The sequence below is a fragment of the Pantoea sp. EKM10T genome (assembly GCF_011800685.1).
Lineage (GTDB): Bacteria > Pseudomonadota > Gammaproteobacteria > Enterobacterales > Enterobacteriaceae > Pantoea > Pantoea agglomerans.
In genome coordinates this window covers 246,614-268,352 of record NZ_JAALEU010000003.1, presented here as the reverse complement: position 1 = coordinate 268,352, position 21,739 = coordinate 246,614, and the positions used below count along the sequence as shown (strand labels likewise).

Annotated in this window: 17 protein-coding genes; 8 read left to right on the top strand and 9 right to left on the bottom strand. The window is 55.4% G+C overall.

Annotated features, from left to right (window positions below; all coding sequences use genetic code 11):
* Positions 1-2 precede the first annotated feature (2 nt).
* The 3 genes from HFD95_RS07720 to HFD95_RS07710 all read left to right on the top strand — a co-directional run bounded on the left by HFD95_RS07720 (position 3) and on the right by HFD95_RS07710 (position 2,265).
* Positions 3-1,181: a hypothetical protein gene (locus tag HFD95_RS07720; protein ID WP_167430057.1), complete on the top strand. Its 1,179-nt coding sequence runs from the start codon at positions 3-5 to the stop codon at positions 1,179-1,181.
* A 2-nt stretch (positions 1,182-1,183) separates the two neighbouring features.
* Positions 1,184-1,579, top strand: a complete 396-nt coding sequence (locus tag HFD95_RS07715; protein WP_124890567.1) for a hypothetical protein — start codon at positions 1,184-1,186, stop codon at positions 1,577-1,579.
* A 275-nt stretch (positions 1,580-1,854) separates the two neighbouring features.
* Positions 1,855-2,265 carry a GFA family protein gene (locus HFD95_RS07710; protein WP_010670336.1) on the top strand — a complete coding sequence of 137 codons (411 nt, stop codon included), beginning with the start codon at positions 1,855-1,857 and terminating at the stop codon, positions 2,263-2,265.
* A 16-nt stretch (positions 2,266-2,281) separates the two neighbouring features.
* Here the strand turns inward: HFD95_RS07710 and HFD95_RS07705 are convergent, their stop codons facing one another.
* Positions 2,282-2,767, bottom strand: coding sequence for a DUF1641 domain-containing protein (locus tag HFD95_RS07705; RefSeq protein WP_060679143.1), 486 nt, complete (start codon positions 2,765-2,767; stop codon positions 2,282-2,284).
* Entirely contained in the window at positions 2,767-5,739 is a 2,973-nt protein-coding gene (fdhF, locus tag HFD95_RS07700) for a formate dehydrogenase subunit alpha (protein ID WP_167430056.1), read from the bottom strand. The genes HFD95_RS07705 and fdhF overlap by 1 nt, the downstream gene beginning before the upstream one ends.
* 821 nt (positions 5,740-6,560) lie before the next feature.
* On the opposite strand from fdhF, the gene HFD95_RS07695 reads away from it, so the two are divergent.
* The gene (locus HFD95_RS07695; RefSeq protein WP_010670334.1) at positions 6,561-7,181 is read left to right on the top strand and encodes a response regulator transcription factor; all 621 of its coding nucleotides are present in this window, start codon (positions 6,561-6,563) and stop codon (positions 7,179-7,181) included.
* A gap of 29 nt (positions 7,182-7,210) precedes the next feature.
* Here HFD95_RS07695 and HFD95_RS07690 read toward each other — a convergent pair whose 3' ends face one another.
* From HFD95_RS07690 to HFD95_RS07670, 5 genes are read right to left on the bottom strand one after another with little or no spacing between them, the layout of a single operon-like run.
* Positions 7,211-12,751 carry an AAA family ATPase gene (locus HFD95_RS07690; RefSeq protein WP_167430055.1) on the bottom strand — a complete coding sequence of 1,847 codons (5,541 nt, stop codon included), beginning with the start codon at positions 12,749-12,751 and terminating at the stop codon, positions 7,211-7,213.
* Positions 12,751-13,134: a response regulator transcription factor gene (locus HFD95_RS07685; RefSeq protein WP_010670332.1), complete on the bottom strand. Its 384-nt coding sequence runs from the start codon at positions 13,132-13,134 to the stop codon at positions 12,751-12,753. Before HFD95_RS07685 ends, HFD95_RS07690 begins: the two co-directional genes overlap by 1 nt.
* Positions 13,135-13,177: 43 nt before the next feature.
* Positions 13,178-13,432: a XapX domain-containing protein gene (locus tag HFD95_RS07680; RefSeq protein WP_010247172.1), complete on the bottom strand. Its 255-nt coding sequence runs from the start codon at positions 13,430-13,432 to the stop codon at positions 13,178-13,180.
* A 2-nt stretch (positions 13,433-13,434) separates the two neighbouring features.
* The gene (locus HFD95_RS07675; RefSeq protein ID WP_132499035.1) at positions 13,435-13,656 is read right to left on the bottom strand and encodes a XapX domain-containing protein; all 222 of its coding nucleotides are present in this window, start codon (positions 13,654-13,656) and stop codon (positions 13,435-13,437) included.
* Between the two features lie 59 nt (positions 13,657-13,715).
* Positions 13,716-14,408, bottom strand: coding sequence for a hydrolase (locus HFD95_RS07670; protein ID WP_167430054.1), 693 nt, complete (start codon positions 14,406-14,408; stop codon positions 13,716-13,718).
* A 291-nt stretch (positions 14,409-14,699) separates the two neighbouring features.
* Between HFD95_RS07670 and HFD95_RS07665 the strand changes: the two genes are divergently transcribed.
* The 4 genes from HFD95_RS07665 to HFD95_RS07650 are packed head-to-tail and all read left to right on the top strand — an operon-like array spanning position 14,700 to position 19,486.
* Positions 14,700-16,577, top strand: coding sequence for an amidohydrolase (locus HFD95_RS07665; protein ID WP_010247182.1), 1,878 nt, complete (start codon positions 14,700-14,702; stop codon positions 16,575-16,577).
* A gap of 2 nt (positions 16,578-16,579) precedes the next feature.
* Positions 16,580-17,002, top strand: a complete 423-nt coding sequence (locus tag HFD95_RS07660) for a DoxX family protein (protein WP_010670329.1) — start codon at positions 16,580-16,582, stop codon at positions 17,000-17,002.
* Complete coding sequence (locus tag HFD95_RS07655; protein WP_167430053.1) at positions 16,989-18,617, top strand: MFS transporter; 1,629 nt, start codon at positions 16,989-16,991, stop codon at positions 18,615-18,617. The genes HFD95_RS07660 and HFD95_RS07655 overlap by 14 nt, the downstream gene beginning before the upstream one ends.
* Before the next feature lie 47 nt (positions 18,618-18,664).
* Positions 18,665-19,486 (top strand): alpha/beta fold hydrolase, encoded by an 822-nt coding sequence (locus HFD95_RS07650; protein WP_010247190.1) that lies wholly within the window; start codon positions 18,665-18,667, stop codon positions 19,484-19,486.
* Between the two features lie 338 nt (positions 19,487-19,824).
* On the opposite strand, the gene HFD95_RS07645 is transcribed toward HFD95_RS07650, so the two are convergent.
* Together HFD95_RS07645 and HFD95_RS07640 are read right to left on the bottom strand one after the other, a co-directional pair.
* Positions 19,825-20,550, bottom strand: coding sequence for a pirin family protein (locus tag HFD95_RS07645; RefSeq protein WP_031590637.1), 726 nt, complete (start codon positions 20,548-20,550; stop codon positions 19,825-19,827).
* 164 nt (positions 20,551-20,714) lie between these two features.
* A complete protein-coding gene (locus HFD95_RS07640) occupies positions 20,715-21,695 on the bottom strand; it encodes a LacI family DNA-binding transcriptional regulator (protein WP_167430052.1) in 981 nt (326 codons plus the stop codon).
* Between the last annotated feature and the right edge of the window lie 44 nt (positions 21,696-21,739).

The window sequence follows — 21,739 nt, the reverse complement described above, 5'->3', positions numbered from 1 at the left end:
TTATGGCTGTTTACCATCTCAGTACCCGTATTAACTCTAATGTCCCGGCTGATACTTTGTTATATGACCTGTGTATTTATCGCATGGACTCCAGCAGGCATAAATCCCCCCTGGTGGATGTGAAGCTACAGCCGTTTCTGGGCAATTATGAAACACAGAGTCACATGACCGGAAATATAAATGAGTCACTCTCGACCATTTATATTATGGAAATGAAGCTTTATCTAAAAACCATGTTGCATACGCACTGTGTAACGCCTGTTCCGTTCACTAAGATGTACACGCTGGAAGAATTTGCGTCAGGCAAAGCCTGGTCTCCGGTGAAGCGGGAGAACCCCTGTTATTTTGAGTCAAAAGGGACAATGAAGCCTGAAAGTCAGGGGGGCGAAACAAAGAAGATAAAAATCACCATCCCTGAACGTCCATTTATAGCGAAAGAATATCCTATCGGAACACCGCAGGATCCGTTTGAAAAAAACAAAATTGATTCTGAGATAAACGACAGATTTTATCATTATTCTTACCCTTATCAGGATAGGGCAAGTGTATGTGGACCTGCTGCATTTTTTTACTGTATTCAAATGGACCGTCCTGATGTATATGCACAAGCTGCCAGGGAACTATGGCGGTATGGAAAGACTAAAATAGGTGCACTGACCATCTCCCCTGGCGAAGGGTGTAAACACCCTTCAGGTATGTTTTATACAGGTAGAGGTCAGCCAAGGATCTTAGGGCTTGACTGGATGACACTGGCTGGGCTCAGGGATTCAGAGAATACCATGCTGAGCTTTGATGCTCTTGATTCGCCAGTGGCTGGTATCACAATGTGGCAAACACTGACTGAATGGTTTGAAAAGGCCGGTTATGAAAAGGTGTTCAGTAATGTAGGAATCACTCAGGCAGGTGTCCAGGGAATCAGAGATTTAAATAAGTATGTAGAGCAAGGCTATAAAGTTGTGACATTAATAAATGATGGACTGCTTGAAGGTAGTACAAACAACACGACATTACCTACGCACTGGATTGTATGGGATGGTTCTGTAACACAGGATAATAATGGGTATGTTAATTTAAAATTATTTTCCTGGGGGCAATCAACTAACTGGATTAAACAGAAAAAAGATTTGCAATTTTTTATCAATAGATTTTTCGGGGGAGTGGTTTTCAAACCATTGAAATAGCCATGAGGATATTTTTTGTTATTTTTATTTCATTTGCAGTATCAGCATGTACTTTACATGCTGATGTTACTCCTGATGGTAATTCACTTAACGATGCTATAGTAGGAACGTCGTATGCCAGTGAAATAAATATAAATGGTGGTGCTGTATCAGCTTTAGATTCTAGTGGAAAAGAAAAATTCGTAGGTGAAATAACTCCATCCGATACAGGATTAACTTTAAGGTATTGTAATGATTCTCCAGCTCACAATTGCGTCAGGGTTCAGGGAGTACCAGTAAAGCCGGGGATCGTCACCGTACGAGTATCAGGCGGATTGTTTGGCACTAATGTAGCGACTGGTGGGGAATTTGATAAAACATATACTATTAAGATCAAAGATTCAGAAGGATCTTTTTAAGATCGTTTGAGCGGTGCTCTCAGCATCGCCCATCAAGATACGAGAATCCGTTAAGAGAGCGGTTTTCTAATATCTGAGTGATTAGAAAACAACCTTAACGTACAATAATTTTCGATATCCAAACTGACCCCAAATAAATCGTGTCGCAGACGAACCCGATGAACGCACCCTGCCCTGGCTGTGCTAATGGTCGACAAATCCGCACCCGATGCTGCCAAATCCCAGGCTTTGGCGTAGGCTGAAAGCTGGCTGGTTTCACTACACAGGAGATCACGATGCAAAATGAAATGACAGCACAATGCCACTGTGGCGCGGTGGCGTACCGGGTGACGCTGAAGGATGGATTTAATACGGTGCGCCGCTGCAACTGCTCGTTTTGCCGGATGCGCGGCGCGGTGGTGGTATTTGCGACAAAAGTGGAGCTGACCCGGGGTGAAGCGCAGCTCACAGAGTATCGTTTCAACAGCAAAGAGGTGGGCCACTACTTCTGTTCCGTTTGCGGCATTTACACCTTTCATCAGAGCCGCTCACAGCCCGATCAGTTCGGGATAAATGTCGCCTGCCTTGAGGGGGTTTCGCCGTTTGATTTCACCGATGTCCCGGTCTCCGATGGTATCAATCATCCAAAAGATGGCGGCGCGGGCGGTGTAGCCGGTCATCTGATCTACACCCCCACGCAATCCTGAACGATCGCAGGCTGAACTACTCCCGTGTGGGCTTGCCACTGAAGCGGGTAATCGGCTTCTGCTCTTCACGGTCAATCTGTTGTGAGAAGACTTCAAGCGCCGCGAAGATGGGGCGAAGTCCGCGCCACAGATCCTCATCATTGAGTAACCGGATAATGCCGCGGATGCCCGGTGCGGCTTTATCCTGACGGGCCTCATCGCGCGCTGGTTTAACGGCCATCGCGGCATCGCGAACGGCCAACAGCAGATGATTAAACCGTTCTGGCGGCACGCTGCCCAGCGTCATCATCAGTAGCGAGAGATTCTGCAGCGCGTTCTGCGTACCCGGCTGATTAAGGCCTGAAACCAGGATTTTCCCCACCTCGCTATTTGATTTAACCAGGTCGTTCGCCAGCCGCAGAAAACCGTGCTGGTGAAGATTTTCGATTAGCTCATCCATCGCCTCCCGGGCGGTCGGCTCAGTGCGTGTTGGCGGGACCTGATATTTCATCCGTTCTGCCATTAGAATTTCTCCGGTTTTTCGACATGTTCAGGCGGTTCCCGATAGCCTGCCTGCTGCCATTTTTGCTCTATCGGCAGGTGATCCAGCGGCGTACGACTGCCGTGACGGAAGTTGTGTAGTGGCACCGGATTAGGCTGCGACTGGCGATCAACGCGCTTCATATTTACGGCAATCTCTTTATAAGCTGGTGTGTTGACGTCGGGATCGTGATGTTCGCCGGTCAGGGCGTTGACGCCATCTTTGCCATGATGAATCGGCATAAACAGCACGTTGCCTGCCACTCGCTCAGTGATCACAACAGGCACATCCAGCGATCCGCGCCGCGAGGTAATGCGCACCCACTCTCCTTCGTTCAGCGCGCGCTCGGCGGCCAGCTCCGGTGAGATCTCAACAAAGGCATTAGGCGACAGCGACATCATGCGGCCACCCTGCCCGGTCTGATTCATCGACTGGAAATGCTCCAGCATCCGGCCATTATTCAGCAGCAGATTATACTGTGAATCCTCCTGCTCGGCGGGCGGCTGCCAGCTCAGCGGATAGAGTCGCGCTTTGCCATCCGGGAAATTAAACCGTTCCGTGTAGAGTCGCGGCGTGCTTTCGCCTGCGGCGCTGACGGGCCAGAACTGGGACTGCCAGCCGACCAGTTGCTCGTAGCTGACACCCGCGAAAATCTCTGCGATGCTTGCCGCTTCCGCCATAATCGCGCCTGGGTTCGGGTAATGCCACGGATGACCGAGACGGGCGGCGAGATCGGTAAAGATCTCCCAGTCGGGCCGACTATCACCCAGCGGCTTCATGGCGGGTGAAAAGTGCTGGATCCGCCGCTCGGTGTTCACAAACGTGCCCTCTTTCTCCACGCTGGGCGCACCGGGCAGCACCACATCGGCAAATTCGGCAGTGCGTGACATGAAAATGTCCTGTACCACCATAAATTCCAGCTTGCTGAAGGCGGCATGCACCGAAGTGGCATCGGCATCCGCAAACGCCGTCTCTTCACCGGTGATATACATCGCGCGAATTTTGCCTTCACCGGCCTGCTGCACCATTTTGAAATTATCAGCACCAGGCTGATCGGAAAGCGCTTCAGGTGAGACGCCCCAGGCACGCGCCCATTTTTCGCGCACCGCTGGGTCAGTGACTTTTTCATAGCCGGGATAGAGATTACTGAGGCAGCCAAAGTCGCTGGCGCCCTGTACGTTGTTGTGTCCGCGCATCGGATAACCGCCGGTGCCAGGCCGGCCATAGTTGCCGGTGACCAGCAGCAGGTTCGACAGCGCCGTACTGGTGTCTGCCCCGTGGCTGTGCTGGGTAATTCCCATCGCCCACAACACACAGGCGCTGCCCGCCTGGCCGATCATTTCCGCTGCTTCAATCAGTTCTGATTCACTCAGTCCACATGTCTCACTGGCAAAGGCCAGCGTAAAGGGAGCGAGTGACGCGCGGTACTCATCAACCTGGTTGACCCGCTGGGCCAGAAAAGCCTCATCCGCATAACCGTGATCGAACATATATTTTGCCATCGCCGAGGCCCAGACCAGGTCAGTACCCGGTCGGATGCGCAGATAGCAGTCAGCACGTTCCGCCATTTCATGACGGCGCGGATCAACGACCAGCAGTTTCTGACCGCGATGTTTGTGGCTCTGTTTGATGTGAGAAGCAATGACCGGATGGTTCTCGGCCAGGTTGCTGCCGACCAGCACGATCAAATCGGTCTGTTGCAGATCCTCAATCGTCCCGGCATCTCCGCCGTAGCCCACCGTGCGGAACAGTCCTTCTGTGGCCGGGTTCTGACAATAGCGCGAGGAGTTATCAACGTTGTTGGTGCCAAAAATTAAACGGGCGATTTTTTGGGTCAGATAGGCTTCTTCATTGCTGGCCTTGCTGGAGCCGATAAAGCCAATCGCATCGCCTCCATAATTCTGAGCGATACCCTGTAAACCTTCGGCTACCCGCTGCAAAGCTTCATCCCAGCTGGCGGGCCGGAAACGACCATTCTCGCGGATCAACGGCGTAGTCAGGCGCTCCGGGCTGTTGACGAAGTCCCAGCCGAACTTACCTTTAACGCAGGTCGAGATGCCGTTGGCTGGGGCTTCGGCGACCGGCTGAACTTTCAGGATATGGCGGTCGCGGGTCCAGATCTCAAAGCTGCAGCCTACACCGCAATAGGTGCAGACGGTTTTGGTGCGTTTGATCTCAGACTGGCGCAGCGCCACATCGATTTTCGAAACGCCGGTAATCGGCTCCATGCCGATGCTGTTTTCAAGCGTTTTAACAAAGTCGATCAGCGGACGCTTCAGCCCTTCATCCATCGCAGTGAACGGACCCGCATCGGGCTGCATGGTTTTTTCGAGCAGCGCATTGCACGGGCAAACTGTGACGCAATGTCCGCAGCTGACGCAACTGGAACCGGCGATTTCCGTTCCGCCATCCCAGAGCACGCGAGGATGCGCCTGGGTGTAGTCAATCGACAGCGTCTCATTGACCTCGACATTCTGACACGCTTCGACACAGCGACCGCATAAGATGCACTGGTCAGGATCGTAGGTGTAAAACGGATTGGAATGATCTTTTGCGTAGGGCTTGGGCTCATGAGGATAGTACTGAATCGGAATGTGCATATCAGCCACGGCATTATGCAGCGTGCAGTCACCGGTATTGTGTTCACAGACGGTACAGTAAAGCTCATGACGATTGAGCAGCCGATCCATTCCCTCCTGCTGCGCGGCCTTAAGCGCACTGCCTTCACTCTGCACCTCCAGCCCCTCTTCAGTGCGGAGCGTGCAGCCGCGAACCCGCTCGCCGTTGGCATCTACCCAGCAGACATCACAACTTTGCAGCGGCGGCAACGCCGGGTGGTAACAGATATGAGGTAGTTTTTTCCCTTGAGCATCCAGAAAATCGATTAGCGGTTGATCAGCTAACCCTTTTAACCGTTCACCATTGTAGATAATGGTGCAGTAATTTTGACTCATATAAGCCTCATGACGACATTGCGACGAGCTACCGAATGGAAAATCTCCCTCTATTTAAAGGGTTGATTCACAAGCTTAGTGAGGATTAGCAGCCACGCCATGAATACCGCTACGCTTATCAAGGTTACTTGATGACAGATAAGGCTTTTTTAAATGTAATGACTTCTTACCGGCTAAATACGGGTCAGGTTTTACCCGGCAGATCGTCAGAATCTGGCACAGAGGCTTCGCGTTGATAAGCATTGGCCGCACAATGGTGAAGTTGAGGGTTAATAACCAAGCATAAAGTATGTTGTAACTATATAATCAACTATACTCTTTCGCTATAAGACGCAGGGTAAAGATCGGCACGCTTATCAATCCGTCGTTTTGCCCTCAGGCAAATTAATTATCAGGACCGCCGCGAGTTAACAGACTACTTCCAAATTAATTACGCACCGCCACTAACTTATTCCAGTACATATCAGGCTGAAACGATTTAATCTGGATAACGGGTTTATGGATTATTTTAGCTATTAAACGGGACTATTCTCCTGCCCGTGAGTGAGCGATCAATTTATGGCATAGCTATGTCGATCAAATGACAGTTATCAGCATTGACGGCCAGAACAGTGGCGCTCCACCCCAGAGTTGACGCTCACATTTTAGTCATACCTATCAGCCATTTATCTTAATTTTAACAAGCTGATAATTATAAGATGATAATGATAACTGTTATGGTAATATCCTGTTAACCCTGCCCGACACTTTCTCATCAGGGCCTCTTTACGCGTCATGCTTAATTAAATTATCAGTAAATACCTGGCTGAAATGAGGTCCCTATGAATCCCATCGTTTATATCGTTGACGACGACGCTGCTGTGACTGCTGCACTGCGTAATCTGCTCACTGCCGACGATTACACGGTTATCTCTTTTTCATCGGCTGATGATTTCCTGGCTCACGCTTTTACTCCCCTTCCCTGTTGCCTGATTCTGGATATTAATCTGCCTGGTGCAGATGGATTTGATGTCGCACAGGCATTGATCGATCGTGGCTACGCCATTCCCACTATTTTCTTAACCGGCTTCGGGACTATTCCGGTCACGGTGCGGGCGATGAAAACCGGTGCTTATGAGTTTCTGACTAAACCTGTCGATCCCGATCGTATTTTGCAGGCGGTTTCAGAAGCCTTACAGATCGCCGGGCAGAATATGGCCTCTTCCGAGGAGCGAAGGGAGATACTGGAGCGACATCAGACCCTGACGCCGCGTGAAAGCGAGGTCATGCTGCTGGCGATTAGCGGCCTGCTGAATAAGCAGATCGCCGCCGAAATGGGCGTCAGTGAGATCACGGCAAAAGTTCACAAGCGGCGGGTGATGGAGAAGATGAAGGCACGGTCGCTCACCGATCTGGTGCGGGCGGCAGAGCGGCTCAATATTGATCATACCCGACGCCGCTAAGGCCAGGCAGACACCTGGCCTCAATACGATTATCCCAGTGGCAGAGTGAACCAGAAACGGCTGCCGCCTTCCGCCCGGTTCTCTGCGCCTAACTCACCACAATGCTTTTTGATAATCCCTTTGCTGATGGTTAATCCCATGCCCATGCCACTTTTCTTCGTGGTGTAAAACGACTCAAAAATCCGTTCACGCACGCCATCCGGCAAGCCGCAACCACTGTCCAGCACATCAAAACGCAGCGTGTCCGGCGTCGGGTTCTCTGACGTCAGCCGCAAAAGCGCCGCGCGCGGTAAATCGTCGGACATGGCATCGATGGCATTGATCACCAGATTCAGCAGCACCTGCTGAATCTGAACGCGGTCGCAATAGATATCCGCCTTTCCGGCCCTCAGTTTCAGCTCCAGCGAAATTCCGCGTCGCTCCAGCTCCACTCTGGAGAGCGCCAGGATATCGCGGGCGATCAGATGGAGGTTTTCCGAGGCAAAGCTCGATTCATGATTGCGGGTCAGCGCCTGCAGGCCACGAATTATCTCTCCGGCACGTTTTCCCTCTTTGATAATTTCATCCAGACTGCTGCTGGCATTTTCCAGCATCACCGGTTCACGCTTTAACCAGCGCAGGCTGGCACCGGCATTGGCCACGATCGACATTAGTGGCTGGTTAATTTCGTGCGCGATTGAGGCAGTCAGTTGCCCGACTGTGGTGGCGCGAGTTACACGGGCCAGATCCGCCTGGGCCATGCGCGCGGCATCTTCTGCCTGGCGCTGCGAGGTGATATCGGAAATGGTGCCGAAGTACTCTTTCACCTCGGGGAAGTTTTCTACCGGCTCTCCGATACCTTTGATGTAACGGCATTCACCATCCGGCCTGAGCACACGGAACTCAGCCTGCATACTACGTCCCTGACTGACGCTGTGCGTCACCAGTTCGCTGATGCATTCATAATCATCGGGATGAACGCGGGTCAGAAAATCTGCCATCGACAACCCTTTTTGATGGGCTGGCAGGCCCAGAATACGGCCATACTCTTCAGACACCATCATCATGTCCTCTGCCACTTCCCAGCGCCAGGTACCGGTATGACTGATCTTCTCGCCGAGCATCAGTGAGGTTTTGCTGGCGCGCAGCTGCTTTTCAACCCGTCGCCGATGGTTGTTCTCCTCCAGCAGTTCAGCGTAGAGGCGCGCCGTCTCCAGCGAAACTGCCGCCTGAGCGCTCAACGTTTTAACAATGTGGGAGTGCTCAGCCGTGAACGCATCGGGCATCAGGCGATTCTCCAGATAGAGCACCCCAACCATATTGGCCTGCCTGAACATCGGAACACATAACACCGCAGCGCCCGAGGCCACCAGGTAAGGATCCTGACTGAACGGACTGAACTCTTCCGGCTTGCCAGTACGTATCTCCTGACCGGTACGGATCACCGCGGCCAGTACCGATAGCGGCAGGTCAGTTGCGACGGGGCGCTCTTTGACAATCTGCACCCGCACGCCATCAGCCGTGCTTTCTGCCCAGGCCTGCGTTTCCGGAAGCGTACCATCCAGAATCCGGATAAGCCGACAGCGCTGGGCACCGGCCCGCTCCAGCAGGATGCGCATCAGGGTATGAATCAACCGATCAAGGTTGATCTCCTCCGTCAGGGCGCGCACGGCGGTCAGCACACTCTCCAGGTCGTAGAACGAGGCATCCTGCGTAAAGGGAATGGTCGCCACTGCACTGTTTTGCATCGGCGTGGTCAGATGCGGATAGTGCTGCTCAAGCTGGCGCACCATCGCCAGCGCGCCCCAGCTCTCCCAGCTTCTCATCGACGCTTTAACGTAGGCATCGGCGGCGGTATCTAGCTGTAATGCTTTGCAGTAGCGGCCAGCCAGCTGATTCGCCAGCGCATGAATGTGCAGATATCCCCCATGGCGGGAGAGACAGATCGCATTTTCATACTGTTTCAGCGCCTCGCCCGTGTTGCCCGCAAGACGGGCACACTCTGCCCTGAGCAGGGCATATTTATCAGCAAAGAGTCCGGGATTGAGGTCGGCCCAGCCCGCAAATTTGTCCAGATCGCAGCGCAGCGTGTTGCTGTTAGCCGCACCGGGCTGCAGACTCAGCGATAGTGCGCTGTAAAAATGCATATCCATCAGGTAGATGTAAGCGGGCACTGCGCTGGTCAGCGGACGAATTTCTGCAAAACAGCGCAGCGCCTCCCGGTATTCTGCCGCAAAGAAATGCGCCATTCCCCGATACAACCCCGCCCAGAACAGCACCATCGCTTTTGGGCCAGAGATCACGCCCGGCTCGCTGCCCGCCACCATCGGCAAAGCGCCATCGCGATCGCCTGCCCTGAACCCGTTGCTGTTCCGCAGTTGCATCACCAGCTGCTTCTGCATGACCAGCACGTTCTCAACATCGGGATAAAAGGTTTTGCGGGTAAAAGCGAGTCCGCGCTCAATGGAGGTCATGACCGACTCCAGATGATCGCCGCGTGTCAGCGTGTTCATGATCTGATGACGCAACGAGAGGCAGGCAAAGGAACGGTCTCCGTGCATCACCGCGACGCGAAAACTTTCACGGGCACTTTCTACGGCGACATCCAGCGGCTGCGTCCAGATCCCCAGCTGATCCAGAGGCAGCAGCGTGCGGGCTTTATAGCGGGTAAAGTCATGCCGCTCCACCAGCTCACGGGCCACCCGACCACAGGCATAGCCAAAATGCCAGGCCTGATAGCGTTCGCTGATCAGCACGCTGAACCAGGCGAGACCAAACGCAGAAGCACCGGTCACGCCGTGATCCAGCGTCATCTCCAGCATCCGGCAGACCAGCAACAGATGCAGCTGCGGGCAGTCGTAGGCGGAGACAAAAATGGTGCTGGCCATCAGGTTCAGCACCGACTCAGTTTCCTGATCGGTGTTGCGTGGCAGTCGGGAAAAAGCCGCTTGCGGGGAATCGCCAATCCGCGCCCTGATCGCCTGCCAGGCGGCGTCAATCTCCGCGTCGTCCGGATCACGCCTGAGATGCACACCAAAGACAGCCAGCCAGGCGAGCGCAGTTTCCAGCGCCAGATGGTTATCGGACTGGCGCATATGAATTTCGGCAGAGAGACAGGCTGCCATCGATTTTTCACTGAGCGTGCCTGGTTCACTCAGCAGTCGGGTACAGAGCTTTTGCGCGGTCGTCAGATTACCGTGCAGAAATTCGCACTCCGCCTCATCGATGCCCAGCATAAAGTCATTGCCGGTCACCATCCACTGGCTGAGTTGCTGGGCGCTGCGCAGATAGCGCAGCGCCGAGAGATAATCTCCGGCACGTTTCGCTCCCTGCGCAGCACGTAAACAGAGGGGATAATAGCGTTCACGATCTGCGACACTAAGCGGCAGTTCAGCAATCATGCCGATGTGATAAGCCGCGCGGAACAGCGTCTCACTGTGATCGGCATTTACAACCGCGGCCGACAGCCATGCCGCCGCCTGATGATGAAGAGAGTGTTGCTGCCGAAGTTCGAGCAGTAAAAACGCCGCGTTATGCACGCGGTCGTGGGTAAAGGCGTAGTTCCCGCCAGTCAGGGTTATAAAACGGCCGCTGACGGCAGGCTCAAGCTGCTGCTGAATCCGCGATACGGACGTCGCGTTGATATGACTTAACAGCGACAGTTCACCGCTGGCCCCCAGACAGGCCAGCGAACCCAGCAGCTGGCGTGTAGCCTCCGGCATCCGCGCCAGCTGATTTAATACCAGCGTCGCCACATTGTCGGTGTACTGACGCGCAATCAGCGCCTGGCTGTCGTAATGCCACTTCAGCGGGTTCTGACGATAGACAATCACCCCATCATCCACCGCCTGACGGAAGAACTCCTGCATCGAGAGCGGGTTACCGCCGGTTTTCTCAAAGATAATCTGTGCCAGCTCACGATTGCCGCTGGGACGGGTATGCAGCATTCCCGCCAGCCAGCGGGTGATGCTTTTAACACTGAGCGGCTGCGGCGTCAGCGCCACGACCCGTGCCGCTGATGCTCTGAGGCGCAGCAGAAACCCGGCAATCATCGGACAGGGCATCGACTCACCCTCCCGGAAGGCGAGCACCAGCATAAAAGGCAGATGCTCATTACGGGTAATCAGATTTTCCAGCAGTTGCAGCGTGGCATTGTCTGCCCAGTGAACATCATCAATCAGCATCACCAGCGGACGGCCCGGCGTGGCAAAGGCCTGGATAAGCGCAGACGCCATCTGATTAAACTGCTCGCGGGCGTCCGGAGCATGGCGCACCACCGGCTGCACTGTCCGGATATTCAGCAGCTGTTTTAGTTCAGGCACCAGTTCAATGGCTAAATCGGTATAGCCTCCCAGCAAGCGCAACAGGCGAACCCGCCATTTGCTTAGCTCCAGGGCTGACAATCCCAGCAGATAAAGCGTGACCGTGCGAAACGCTGAGGCGACTGCGGCATAAGGTGCGGCAGGCGAATGTTGATCGGCCTTGCTGGCGGCCAGCAGAATCTGTCGGTGCTGCAGGGTTTTCAGTGCGGAAGCGATAATGGCGGACTTACCCGAGCCGGGGGAACCGCTCAGCATCACCAGGCTCTGCGTGCCGGTACGGTTGACCGCATCCAGCGTCGTCAGCAGCACGCGAGCCTGCGGATGTTGCGTGAAGAGTGTCTCGGGCCGGAAACTGGTGCTGAACCGCTCCTGCAGACCGGGCGTGAACGGCGCAATGGTGTTTTCTGCGGTCAGCGTCGCCTGACAGCGGCGTAAATCAGCCATCAGCCCCTGCACGGTCTGATACCCGTCAGCAGGTGACTTTGCCAGCAGACGCAGCAGAATCACAGAGAGCATCGGCGGCACATCCTCTCTGACCTGTCCGGCTGGCCGGGGTGCACTGGCGATGTGATGATGAATCCACTCCGCCTCCCCCGCATCCGGTGAGCCAAACGGCAACTTACCGGTGAGATATTCATACAGCACGACACCCAGACTGTAGAGATCGCTGAGGCTACTGACCGGATGCGGCGTGCGGCCGGTATGTTCAGGTGACATATAGGCCAGCGTACCGCCAGAGACGCGCAGGCTGTTTTTTTCCGCCGATTGCGCTGCCAGCGAGGCGAGACCAAACCCGCCCAGCCGGAACCGGCCATCATCACTGATAAAAAAATGGCCTGGCTTGATATCCCCATGCACGATGCCCTGATGATGCGCCTGGCCGAGCGTGTAGCAAAGCTGCAATGCAACCTGCAGGAAGTCAGCGATTTTATCGGGAGGGGTCGCGAGGTTATTCGCCAGGCTGCGAAACGGAAACGTGGGGTAGATCAGCGCATAGCGGTTGAGGTAACGGGTGGTGCCCGTCGCGGTGATGGCCCAGCGGGGCGAAAGATAAGCGGCCAGCGCTCGTTCATTTTTCAGCCGCTGCGTCGCCTGAAACGTGACGTCGTCACTCTGTCCGGTGGCGATTATCAGTGACTCACCTGAGTGACGGCGCGCCAGCATCCAGAGCAGACAGCCATCCTGCGCCAGCGGCGTTAGCGTGTCGAAATCTTCAATCGCGATCCCTGCGTCGTCACTCTCCTGAAAATTCACCGAAAGCATGCTCATCAGCGCACCTTTCCCTGAGATAACTCGCAACGGATCAGTGTCAGCAGCGTATCAACATCAATCGGCTTTCGCAAAAAAGTCACGGCACCTAAGGCAATGGCATACCACAGGGTGGTCTCTTCCAGATCTGCCGAGATAAAAATCACCGGTGGCAGACCTGCCCGCTGTTTCAAAATAGTGAACAGCTCAAAGCCGGACATGCCCTTGAGTCCGACATCGATGATCAGCATGCCCACCTCTGAAAGCGCATCGTCATCGCTCAGCAGCGCCTCACCTGACTCAAATAATCGGGTCGAATAGCCGTCTGAATGCAACAGATTGCTGAGTCCACTGCGGACCGCGCGTTCATCGTCCACAATGACAATACGCTGTGACAGCGCCATGCAGTTATCCTCTGAAACGCCTCATCGTACGGCACGCGAGGACTTAAGGGTGGTCATCGCCATCGGGTGGCGGTGTCCCACTGATTTTTGGCACACACTCATGGCGAAACCACTTCAGCGTCACCGGCTGCCGGCGGAACAGACGCGTACCCAGCGGAATCAACTGCTCGCCCACCAGCATGCCAAACAGCCCCACTAAAGCAATAACCGGCGGTGCCGGAGAGTTCACGTTGATCAGGGCATAGATTACCCCGGCAAGCAGCCCCACCGTGAGAGAAATAATGTAGGATTTCAACATGTTCAGCTTACCCGCGAAACAGGTGTAACAAACGGCGCATCGGATCGCTGCAGGGTGGTCGCATGCTCTGCGGGCAAGACTGCGTGCACCAGCGCCCCACCCAGCAACATCCCCAGCAGCCCCACCAGCGCAATCGCGGGCGGAGCCGGTGAACGCACCTTAAGCACGCCGTAAAGCAGGCCAATCAATATCCCTGCAGCCAGAGAAAGCAGTAAAGGATTCATAACCGGACTCCTGTTATGCCTGCTGACCGGCAGAGGTAAGCCGATCAGCAGGACGCCCCTTAGCGGACCGGTGCGTGAACCGGTGCCAGGGTACGGTGTTCACTTTTCTGACGTGACGGCGCTTTGTGTACCATGGTGTAGGCATAATCCACACCAATGCCATACGCACCTGAATGCTCTTTGGCGATGTTCATCACCGCATCGTAAGTGTCACGGTTGGCCCAGTCACGCTGCCACTCCAGCATGACCTGCTGCCAGGTGACCGGCACCACACCCGCCTGAATCATGCGCTGCATCGCGTAGTCGTGCGCTTCTTTGGTGGTACCGCCTGACGCATCCGCCACCATATAGATCTCGTAATCCCCTTCCAGCATTGCGCACAGTGCAAAGCTGTTGTTACACACTTCCGTCCAGAGACCGGACACCACCACTTTTTTCTTGCCGTTCGCGGCCAGCGCATCACGCACTTTCTGGTCATCCCAGGAGTTCATTGAGCTGCGCTCCAGAATGTCCTGACCCGGAAACACATCCAGCAGTTCAGGATAGGTGTGGCCCGAGAAGCTTTCGGTTTCGACGGTGGTAATGATGGCAGGGATATTGAAGACTTTCGCCGCCTTCGCCAGCGCAACGGTGTTGTTTTTCAGTACCTGGCGGTCAATCGACTGCACGCCAAAGGCCATCTGCGGCTGCTGGTCGATGAAAATAATCTGGCTGTTATGTGGCGTGAGGACTTCAAGCTTAGTGTTGGACATGCGTTCACCCATAGAGGTTATGTAACGGAATTTTCGCCAATTGGCGCGGAGCAAAAGGACGGTCAGTGCAGGTTTAACGTCCTGCTGCTGGCTGTCTGTCTGGTCGCAGTGTAGGGCGACGGGCGAAGGCAAACTATTATCTCTGCGTATAACTATACGAAGGTATAGGTATCCCTCTGTATAACTAGACGACGCATTAACCCGCTCACCATAATCCGGCTTATTCGTGCCCTGTTATCTGCGGCACTTCCTGTCCCGCACTACGTCGGACAACCCCGTTGAGGAGGATCTATGGTTACGCTGGGTAAAGCAGAACTGATACTGACCCATGGCAAATTTCATACTGTTGACCGCAGCAATCCGGTGGCAGAAGCGGTTGCGATTCGTGATGGCAAATTCGTTGCGGTAGGCACACTGGCAGAGGCGATGGAGTATCACTGCGACGGCACCAAAGTGATCGATCTTAAAGGTCACACCGCCGTGCCGGGCCTGAACGATTCCCACCTGCACCTGATACGTGGTGGTCTGAACTACAACCTTGAGCTGCGCTGGGAAGGGGTTCCGTCGGTTGCCGATGCGCTGCGGATGCTGAAAGAGCAGGCGCTGCGCACGCCGTCACCGCAGTGGGTGCGTGTGGTAGGCGGCTGGACCGAGTTCCAGTTTGCCGAGCGCCGGATGCCGACGCTGGATGAGATCAACGAGGCGGCCCCCGACACGCCGGTCTTCGTGCTGCATCTTTATGACCGCGCCCTGCTCAACCGCGCAGCGCTGAAAGTCGTCGGCTACACCAAAGAGACACCGAACCCGCCGGGTGGCGAAATCCAGCGCGACAGCAACGGCAATCCCACCGGCCTGCTGATCGCCCGTCCCAATGCGATGATCCTCTACGCAACCCTGGCCAAAGGACCGAAACTGCCGCTGGAACAGCAGGTCAACTCGACCCGTCAGTTTATGCGCGAGCTGAATCGACTGGGTCTGACCAGCGCCATTGATGCGGGCGGCGGCTTCCAGAACTATCCCGAAGATTACGAAGTGATCGCTGAACTGCATCAGAAAAAGCAGATGACGCTGCGTATCGCCTACAACCTCTTCACTCAGCGTCCGGGGCATGAACTGGAAGATTTTGAGAAGTGGACGGATATGCTAACGCCAGGCCAGGGCAGCGACTATTTCCGTCACAACGGCGCAGGCGAAATGCTGGTGTTCTCGGCCGCCGATTTCGAAGATTTTCTGGAGCCACGTCCGGACTTAGCGCCTGGCATGGAGGATGAACTGGAGCGCGTGGTGCGTCATCTGGTGGAACATCGCTGGCCTTTCCGTCTGCATGCAACCTATGACGAGTCGATCAGCCGGATGCTGGATGTCTTTGAGAAGGTCAACCGCGATATCCCGTTTAATGGTCTGCACTGGTTCTTTGACCACGCGGAAACCGTTACTCAGCGCAATATCGATCGTATCAAAGAGCTGGGCGGTGGTATTGCGGTGCAGCATCGCATGGCATTCCAGGGCGAATACTTTGCTGAACGCTACGGCATTGAAGCCACCCGCCATACCCCACCGGTTCAGAAAATGCTGGAAACCGGCGTTCCGGTCGGACTCGGCACCGATGCAACCCGCGTCGCCAGTTATAACCCCTGGACCGCGCTCTACTGGCTGGTTTCCGGTCGCACCGTAGGCGGCATGCAGATGTATGACGTCAATGCCCGCCTTGACCGTGAAACGGCGCTGATGCTCTGGACACAGGGCAGCGCATGGTTCTCCAGCGAACAAAATAAAAAAGGTCGGATTCAGGTAGGTCTTCTGGCGGATCTGGCCGTGCTGAGCAAAGATTTCTTCAGCGTGCCGGAAGAGGAAATTAAAGGCATTGAGTCAGTGCTGACAGTGGTGGATGGCAATATTGTCTATGCCGCCGGATCGTTCAGCGCGGATGCGCCGCCCGCTATTCCGGTTCTGCCAGAGTGGTCACCGGTGGTGAATGTGCCAGGTCACTATCGCAGCGCTCCGCCGGTTGCGCAGAGCCGTGCGGGTATGATGCCCGCTGTGCACCACTGCAGCGGCCCCTGCGGTGTTCATCGCCACTCGCATGAGATCGCCCGTGGTTCCAGCGTTCCGGTTGCCGAAGATAACGCCTTCTGGGGCGCGCTCGGCTGCAGCTGCTTCGCGTTTTAATCATGAATAACGCTATCACTCAATCGCCCCGCATCAACGCGGGGCTGTTCTTCCTGCGCCTGACCGGCAGCCTGCTGCTGTTACAGGTGCATGGACTGCCGAAAATTCTGCATTTCAGCGAAGAACTGACGCGTATAGAAGACCCGTTTGGTCTGGGACCGATGATGAGCCTGCTGCCAGCGATAGTGGCAGAAGTCATCTGCCCGATCTTTATTATTCTCGGCTGGGGTAGCCGGATTGCCTGCCTGCCGATCATCGCGGTGCTGCTGGTCGCGATGCTGGTGGTACACCCTGGCTGGTCACTGGCGGAAGGCCAGTTCGGCTGGCTGCTGCTGATTATCTTTACCACGCTGGCGCTGACCGGGCCTGGCGGCTGGCGAATCGGCGCGGTGAAACATCAGGGGGTTCGTCATGGCGCAGGTTAATGATATCCACCAGCTGGAGCAGGAGCAGCCTGAGGTCCAGGTCGCTGGCGAGATTTCGCCGTTACAGCCGCTACGCAGGCCGGTGTTCCGCATGCTGTGGATCGCCACCGTCGTCTCCAATATCGGTTCATGGATGAACGATGTGGGTGTGAACTGGAGCATGCTGACGCTGAGTGCCGATCCGCTGGCCGTGGCGCTGGTGCAGGCGGCCAGCAGCCTGCCAATGTTCCTGTTCGCGCTGCCATCAGGCGTGATGGCGGATATCGTTGACCGCCGCAAATATCTGCTGTTTTCCCAGCTATGGACCTTTATCGCCGCCTGCGGACTGACGGTGCTCGCCTGGACCGGCCATGTCACTCCCGAGGTGCTGCTGGTGGCAGCCTTCTTGCTGAGCGCCGGTGCCGCCATGAGTTCACCGCCATTTCAGGCGGTAGTGCCGGATCTGGTGTCGAAACCGGAGCTGGGCGCGGCCATTGCCCTTAACTCACTCGGTATTAATATCAGTCGTGCCGTCGGCCCGGCGCTGGGTGGCCTGATCCTCTCGTTCACCGGTCCCTGGATGGTTTTCCTGCTGAATGCACTCTCAGTGCTGGGCGTCGCCTGGGTGCTCTGGCGCTGGAAGGCGGAGCCAAGCGTGCAGCGCCTCCCGCCCGAGCACTTCTTTCCGGCGGTGCGTGCCGGACTCCGCTACGTTCACGCGGCACCGGTGTTACGTAATGTGCTGGTGCGAACCTTTGCCTTCTTCCTGTTTGGCAGCGCGGGCTGGGCATTGCTGCCGCTGGTGGCGCGTCGTGAACTCGGCCTTGGCCCTGGCGGCTACGGCATCATGCTGGCCTGTATCGGTGTCGGCGCGATTACCGGCGCGGTGCTGCTGCCACGCCTGCGTCGTCGCCTGAGTTCCGATCGCCTGATGGTACTTGCCAGTCTTGTTTTCGCCCTGACCATGCTGGCTCTGGCTTTTGTACGTCACTTCTGGCTACTGAATGCGTGTGAATTTTTTACCGGATTTGCCTGGATTGCCGTGCTCTCGACGCTGAATCTCGGCGCACAGCGCAGCGCCGCGAAATGGGTGAAAGCCCGCGCGCTGGCGGTCTATCTGACGGTGTTCTTCGGCTCCATGACCGCCGGCAGCGCACTCTGGGGACAGCTCGCCTCGCACTTCAGCATTCCGCTGTCGCTCTGCATCGCCGCACTGGGCATGGTGCTGGCCAGCAGCACCGTCTGGCGCTGGCGGCTCGACCAGGATCCCGACCTCAATCTCGATATGATTGGTGATGGCGTCAACACGCCCGCACTGGATATTCGTCATGAACGCGGCCCGGTGATGGTGAATTACGAATACCGTATTACTATTGATGATGCACATGCCTTTACCGTCTGCATGCAGGATATGCGGCGGGTCAGGCGTCGCGGTGGCGCCATCAACTGGTCACTGTATGAAGATATTCTGCAGCCCGGCATTTTCGTTGAGACCTTTGTCGTCGGCTCCTGGGTCGAGCATCTGCGTCAGAAAGAGCGCTACACCATCAACGACAAAAAGATAGAGCGGCGGGTTTTCGCTTTTCATCAGGGTGAACATTCACCCGAGGTTCGCTATCTGGTGGCGCCAGCGTGACTGGCACACCATCTTTTCATCCATCACGTCATACAGAGGGCAATACCATGAGCACCTTTAAAACGACCGACGGCACACAGATCTACTTTAAAGACTGGGGCACCGGTAAGCCGGTTCTGTTCAGCCACGGCTGGCCGCTGGATGCCGATATGTGGGACAGCCAGATGAACTTCCTGGCGGAGCACGGTTATCGGGTTATCGCCTTTGACCGTCGTGGATTTGGTCGTTCTGATCAGCCCTGGACCGGTAATAACTACGATACCTTTGCTTCTGACATCAACGATTTGATCACCCATCTTGACCTGCAGAATGTGACGCTGGTGGGTTTCTCAATGGGTGGCGGCGACGTCACACGCTATATCGGCAGCTATGGCAGCGATCGCGTCGCGGCACTGGTGCTTCTCGGTGCCGTCACGCCAATCTTTGGCAAAACGGCAGACTACCCGCAGGGTGTCGATATGTCGGTGTTTGAAGGGATTCGTGATGGTCTGCTTAAGGATCGCGCGCAGTTTATCAAAGAGTTCGCTACGCCGTTTTATGGTACCAATGCCGGACAGACCGTTTCTGATGGCGTCATGACGCAGACGCTGAACATCGCGCTGCTCGCTTCGCTGAAGAGCACCGTTGATTGCGTCACCGCTTTTGCTGAGACCGATTTCCGTGCTGATGTAGCGAAAGTGAATGTGCCGACGCTGGTGATTCATGGCAGCAACGACCAGATCGTTCCGTTTGAATCCACCGGCAAAGTGGCAGCGGAGATGATTGAAGGTGCTGAACTCAAGGTTTATGACAATGCGCCGCACGGTTTTGCGGTGACGCATCAGGATCAACTGAATCAGGATCTGCTGGCGTTTCTTAACGCGCAGTGATGCAAAAAAACTGCGCGGTGGAAGCCGCGCAGTTTCAGACTGCATCTGACCGCAACAAATAAGCTCAACGCGCAGATAACACGGCCAGAAGAGGAAAGCGTCCCGCGCCAGGGACAAAAACGCCGGGAGCGTTTTTGAACAACGCAAAGCGTTGGCCCGGCTACGGGCGCACCTCAGGGATGAGGTGCGTAATCGCGCGGGTCGAGCAGTCATGGATGACAGCTTTTGCGTCTTTCCGATCTGGCCGTGTTTTCTGCGCAGACTCGATCTCAAAGCTGGCATTGGCAGATTTAGTCAACAATCTTAAACTGCGCGGTGACAGCCGCGCAGTTTTCGCATTAACGGGTTGGATGATTCACTTCGTTGGGACGCAGATCGAATAACAACACCTCCGCTCCTTCACCGTGACTGAACGACAGCGTTTTCTCATTGCGAACCCGCGCACCGTCACCGGCATTAAATTGCAGGCCATTTACCCTGACACTGCCGCGCGCCACATGAATATACGCATAGCGGTCGTCCGGCAGAGTGATTGTCTGCTGCTCATCCCCCTGGAACAGTCCCGCATAGATGCGAATATCCTGGCGCACCCGCAATGCCCCGTTTTCACCTTCCGGCGAAATAATCAGTCGCAGATTACCGCGTTTATCCGCTTCGCTAACGGAGACCTGCTGGTAGCCTGGCGGGCTATTTTTCTCTGCCGGCACCACCCAGATTTGCAGAAAGTGAACACCCTCGGTGCCCGAGTGGTTGAACTCACTGTGAGTCACACCGCTACCGGCACTCATCAGCTGCACATCCCCGGGAACAATCACAGAGCCGGTGCCCATGGAGTCTTTATGCTCCAGCGCGCCCTCCAGGACATAGGAGATAATCTCCATGTTGCTGTGAGGATGGGCGCCAAAACCGCGACCTTTGGCTACCCGATCATCGTTGATCACCAGCAGATCTGAAAAGCCCGCCTGCTTTGGATCCCAGTAGTTTGCAAAAGAGAAGGTGTGACGTGAATTCAGCCAGCCGTGATCGCCCACGCCGCGTTGCTCTGACAATCTTTGCTCAATCATATTCTGCCCCTTCGTTGATTCGGGAAGTGCGAATGCCCTTCGATGGAAACAGCATATAAGTAAACCAGGTAGTCACACAATGGCGTGAACTGGCAATGACTGTCGCGTTTTAGTAGACAATAAAGACGAGGTTATAGCGGGGCCAGGTTTTGCGGATTAATCCTTCAGCTACTTGCTCGCATCACCAGCTCTCCCTGCATGATCACACATTGTGGCGGAGAGTCTGGCCGGATGATTTTTTGCAGCACCAGCTCACAGGCACGACGGCCAATCTCCCTGGAGGGCTGAGCCAGAGTCGTCAGCGGCGGCGATACCATGTCGGCCAGTTCACTGCCGTCAAATCCCACCACGGCAATGTCCTGAGGTATCCGCAGACCCGCCTGCTGTATCGCCGCCATGGCACCCGCTGCCAGCGTATCGGAAACCGCAAACACGGCGTCAGGTCGTGTCTCGCCCGCCAGCAGCTGATTCATCGCGGCTTTTCCGGCGCTGAAGCTTAACTCACTGGCGTAAGCGATGGCCTGCCATGCGAGTTGTTGCTCTTTGAGTTGATATGCGTAGCCCTGCTGACGCAGGCGGGCATATCGGTAGCGGAGGTCGTGATTGATCAGCGCAATGCGCTGACGTCCCTGTCCGGCCAGATAGTGCACCACTGACTGCGCAGCGACGTCATCATCAATCCCGACGCAGGAGATCTGGCCATTATCATCATGTTCGGCGCACTGAACCCAGGGTGCCCTGCCTATCAGCTGGCTCAGCTCCGGCAGCTTGCTGAATGCATCCATGGTGATAATGCCATCCACCATCTTGCCGGAGAGCAGTTGCAGGCTGGATCGCGAACGGGCAATATCGGCGCCCGAGTTACACAACAGGATGCGATAGCCATTTTTCTCCGCCTCCTCCTCAATGCCTTTGACCACCTCTGCGCAGAACGGGTTAGAGATATCGGAAACCAGAACCAGAATCATTGAGCTGCGCGCCGTGCGCAGCTGGCGCGCCAGCAGGTTAGGCTGATAGTTGCTCTCTTCGATCGCCTCAAGGACTTTCTGCCGGTTAGCCGGTTTTACGCTGTCGCTGTTATTCAACACCCGGGAAACAGTGGCAACCGAAACACCCGCCATCCGGGCGATTTTCTGAATAGACATAGCGATCCCTCTGTTTTTAACTCACCCGCAGAAAACTTTTGAAT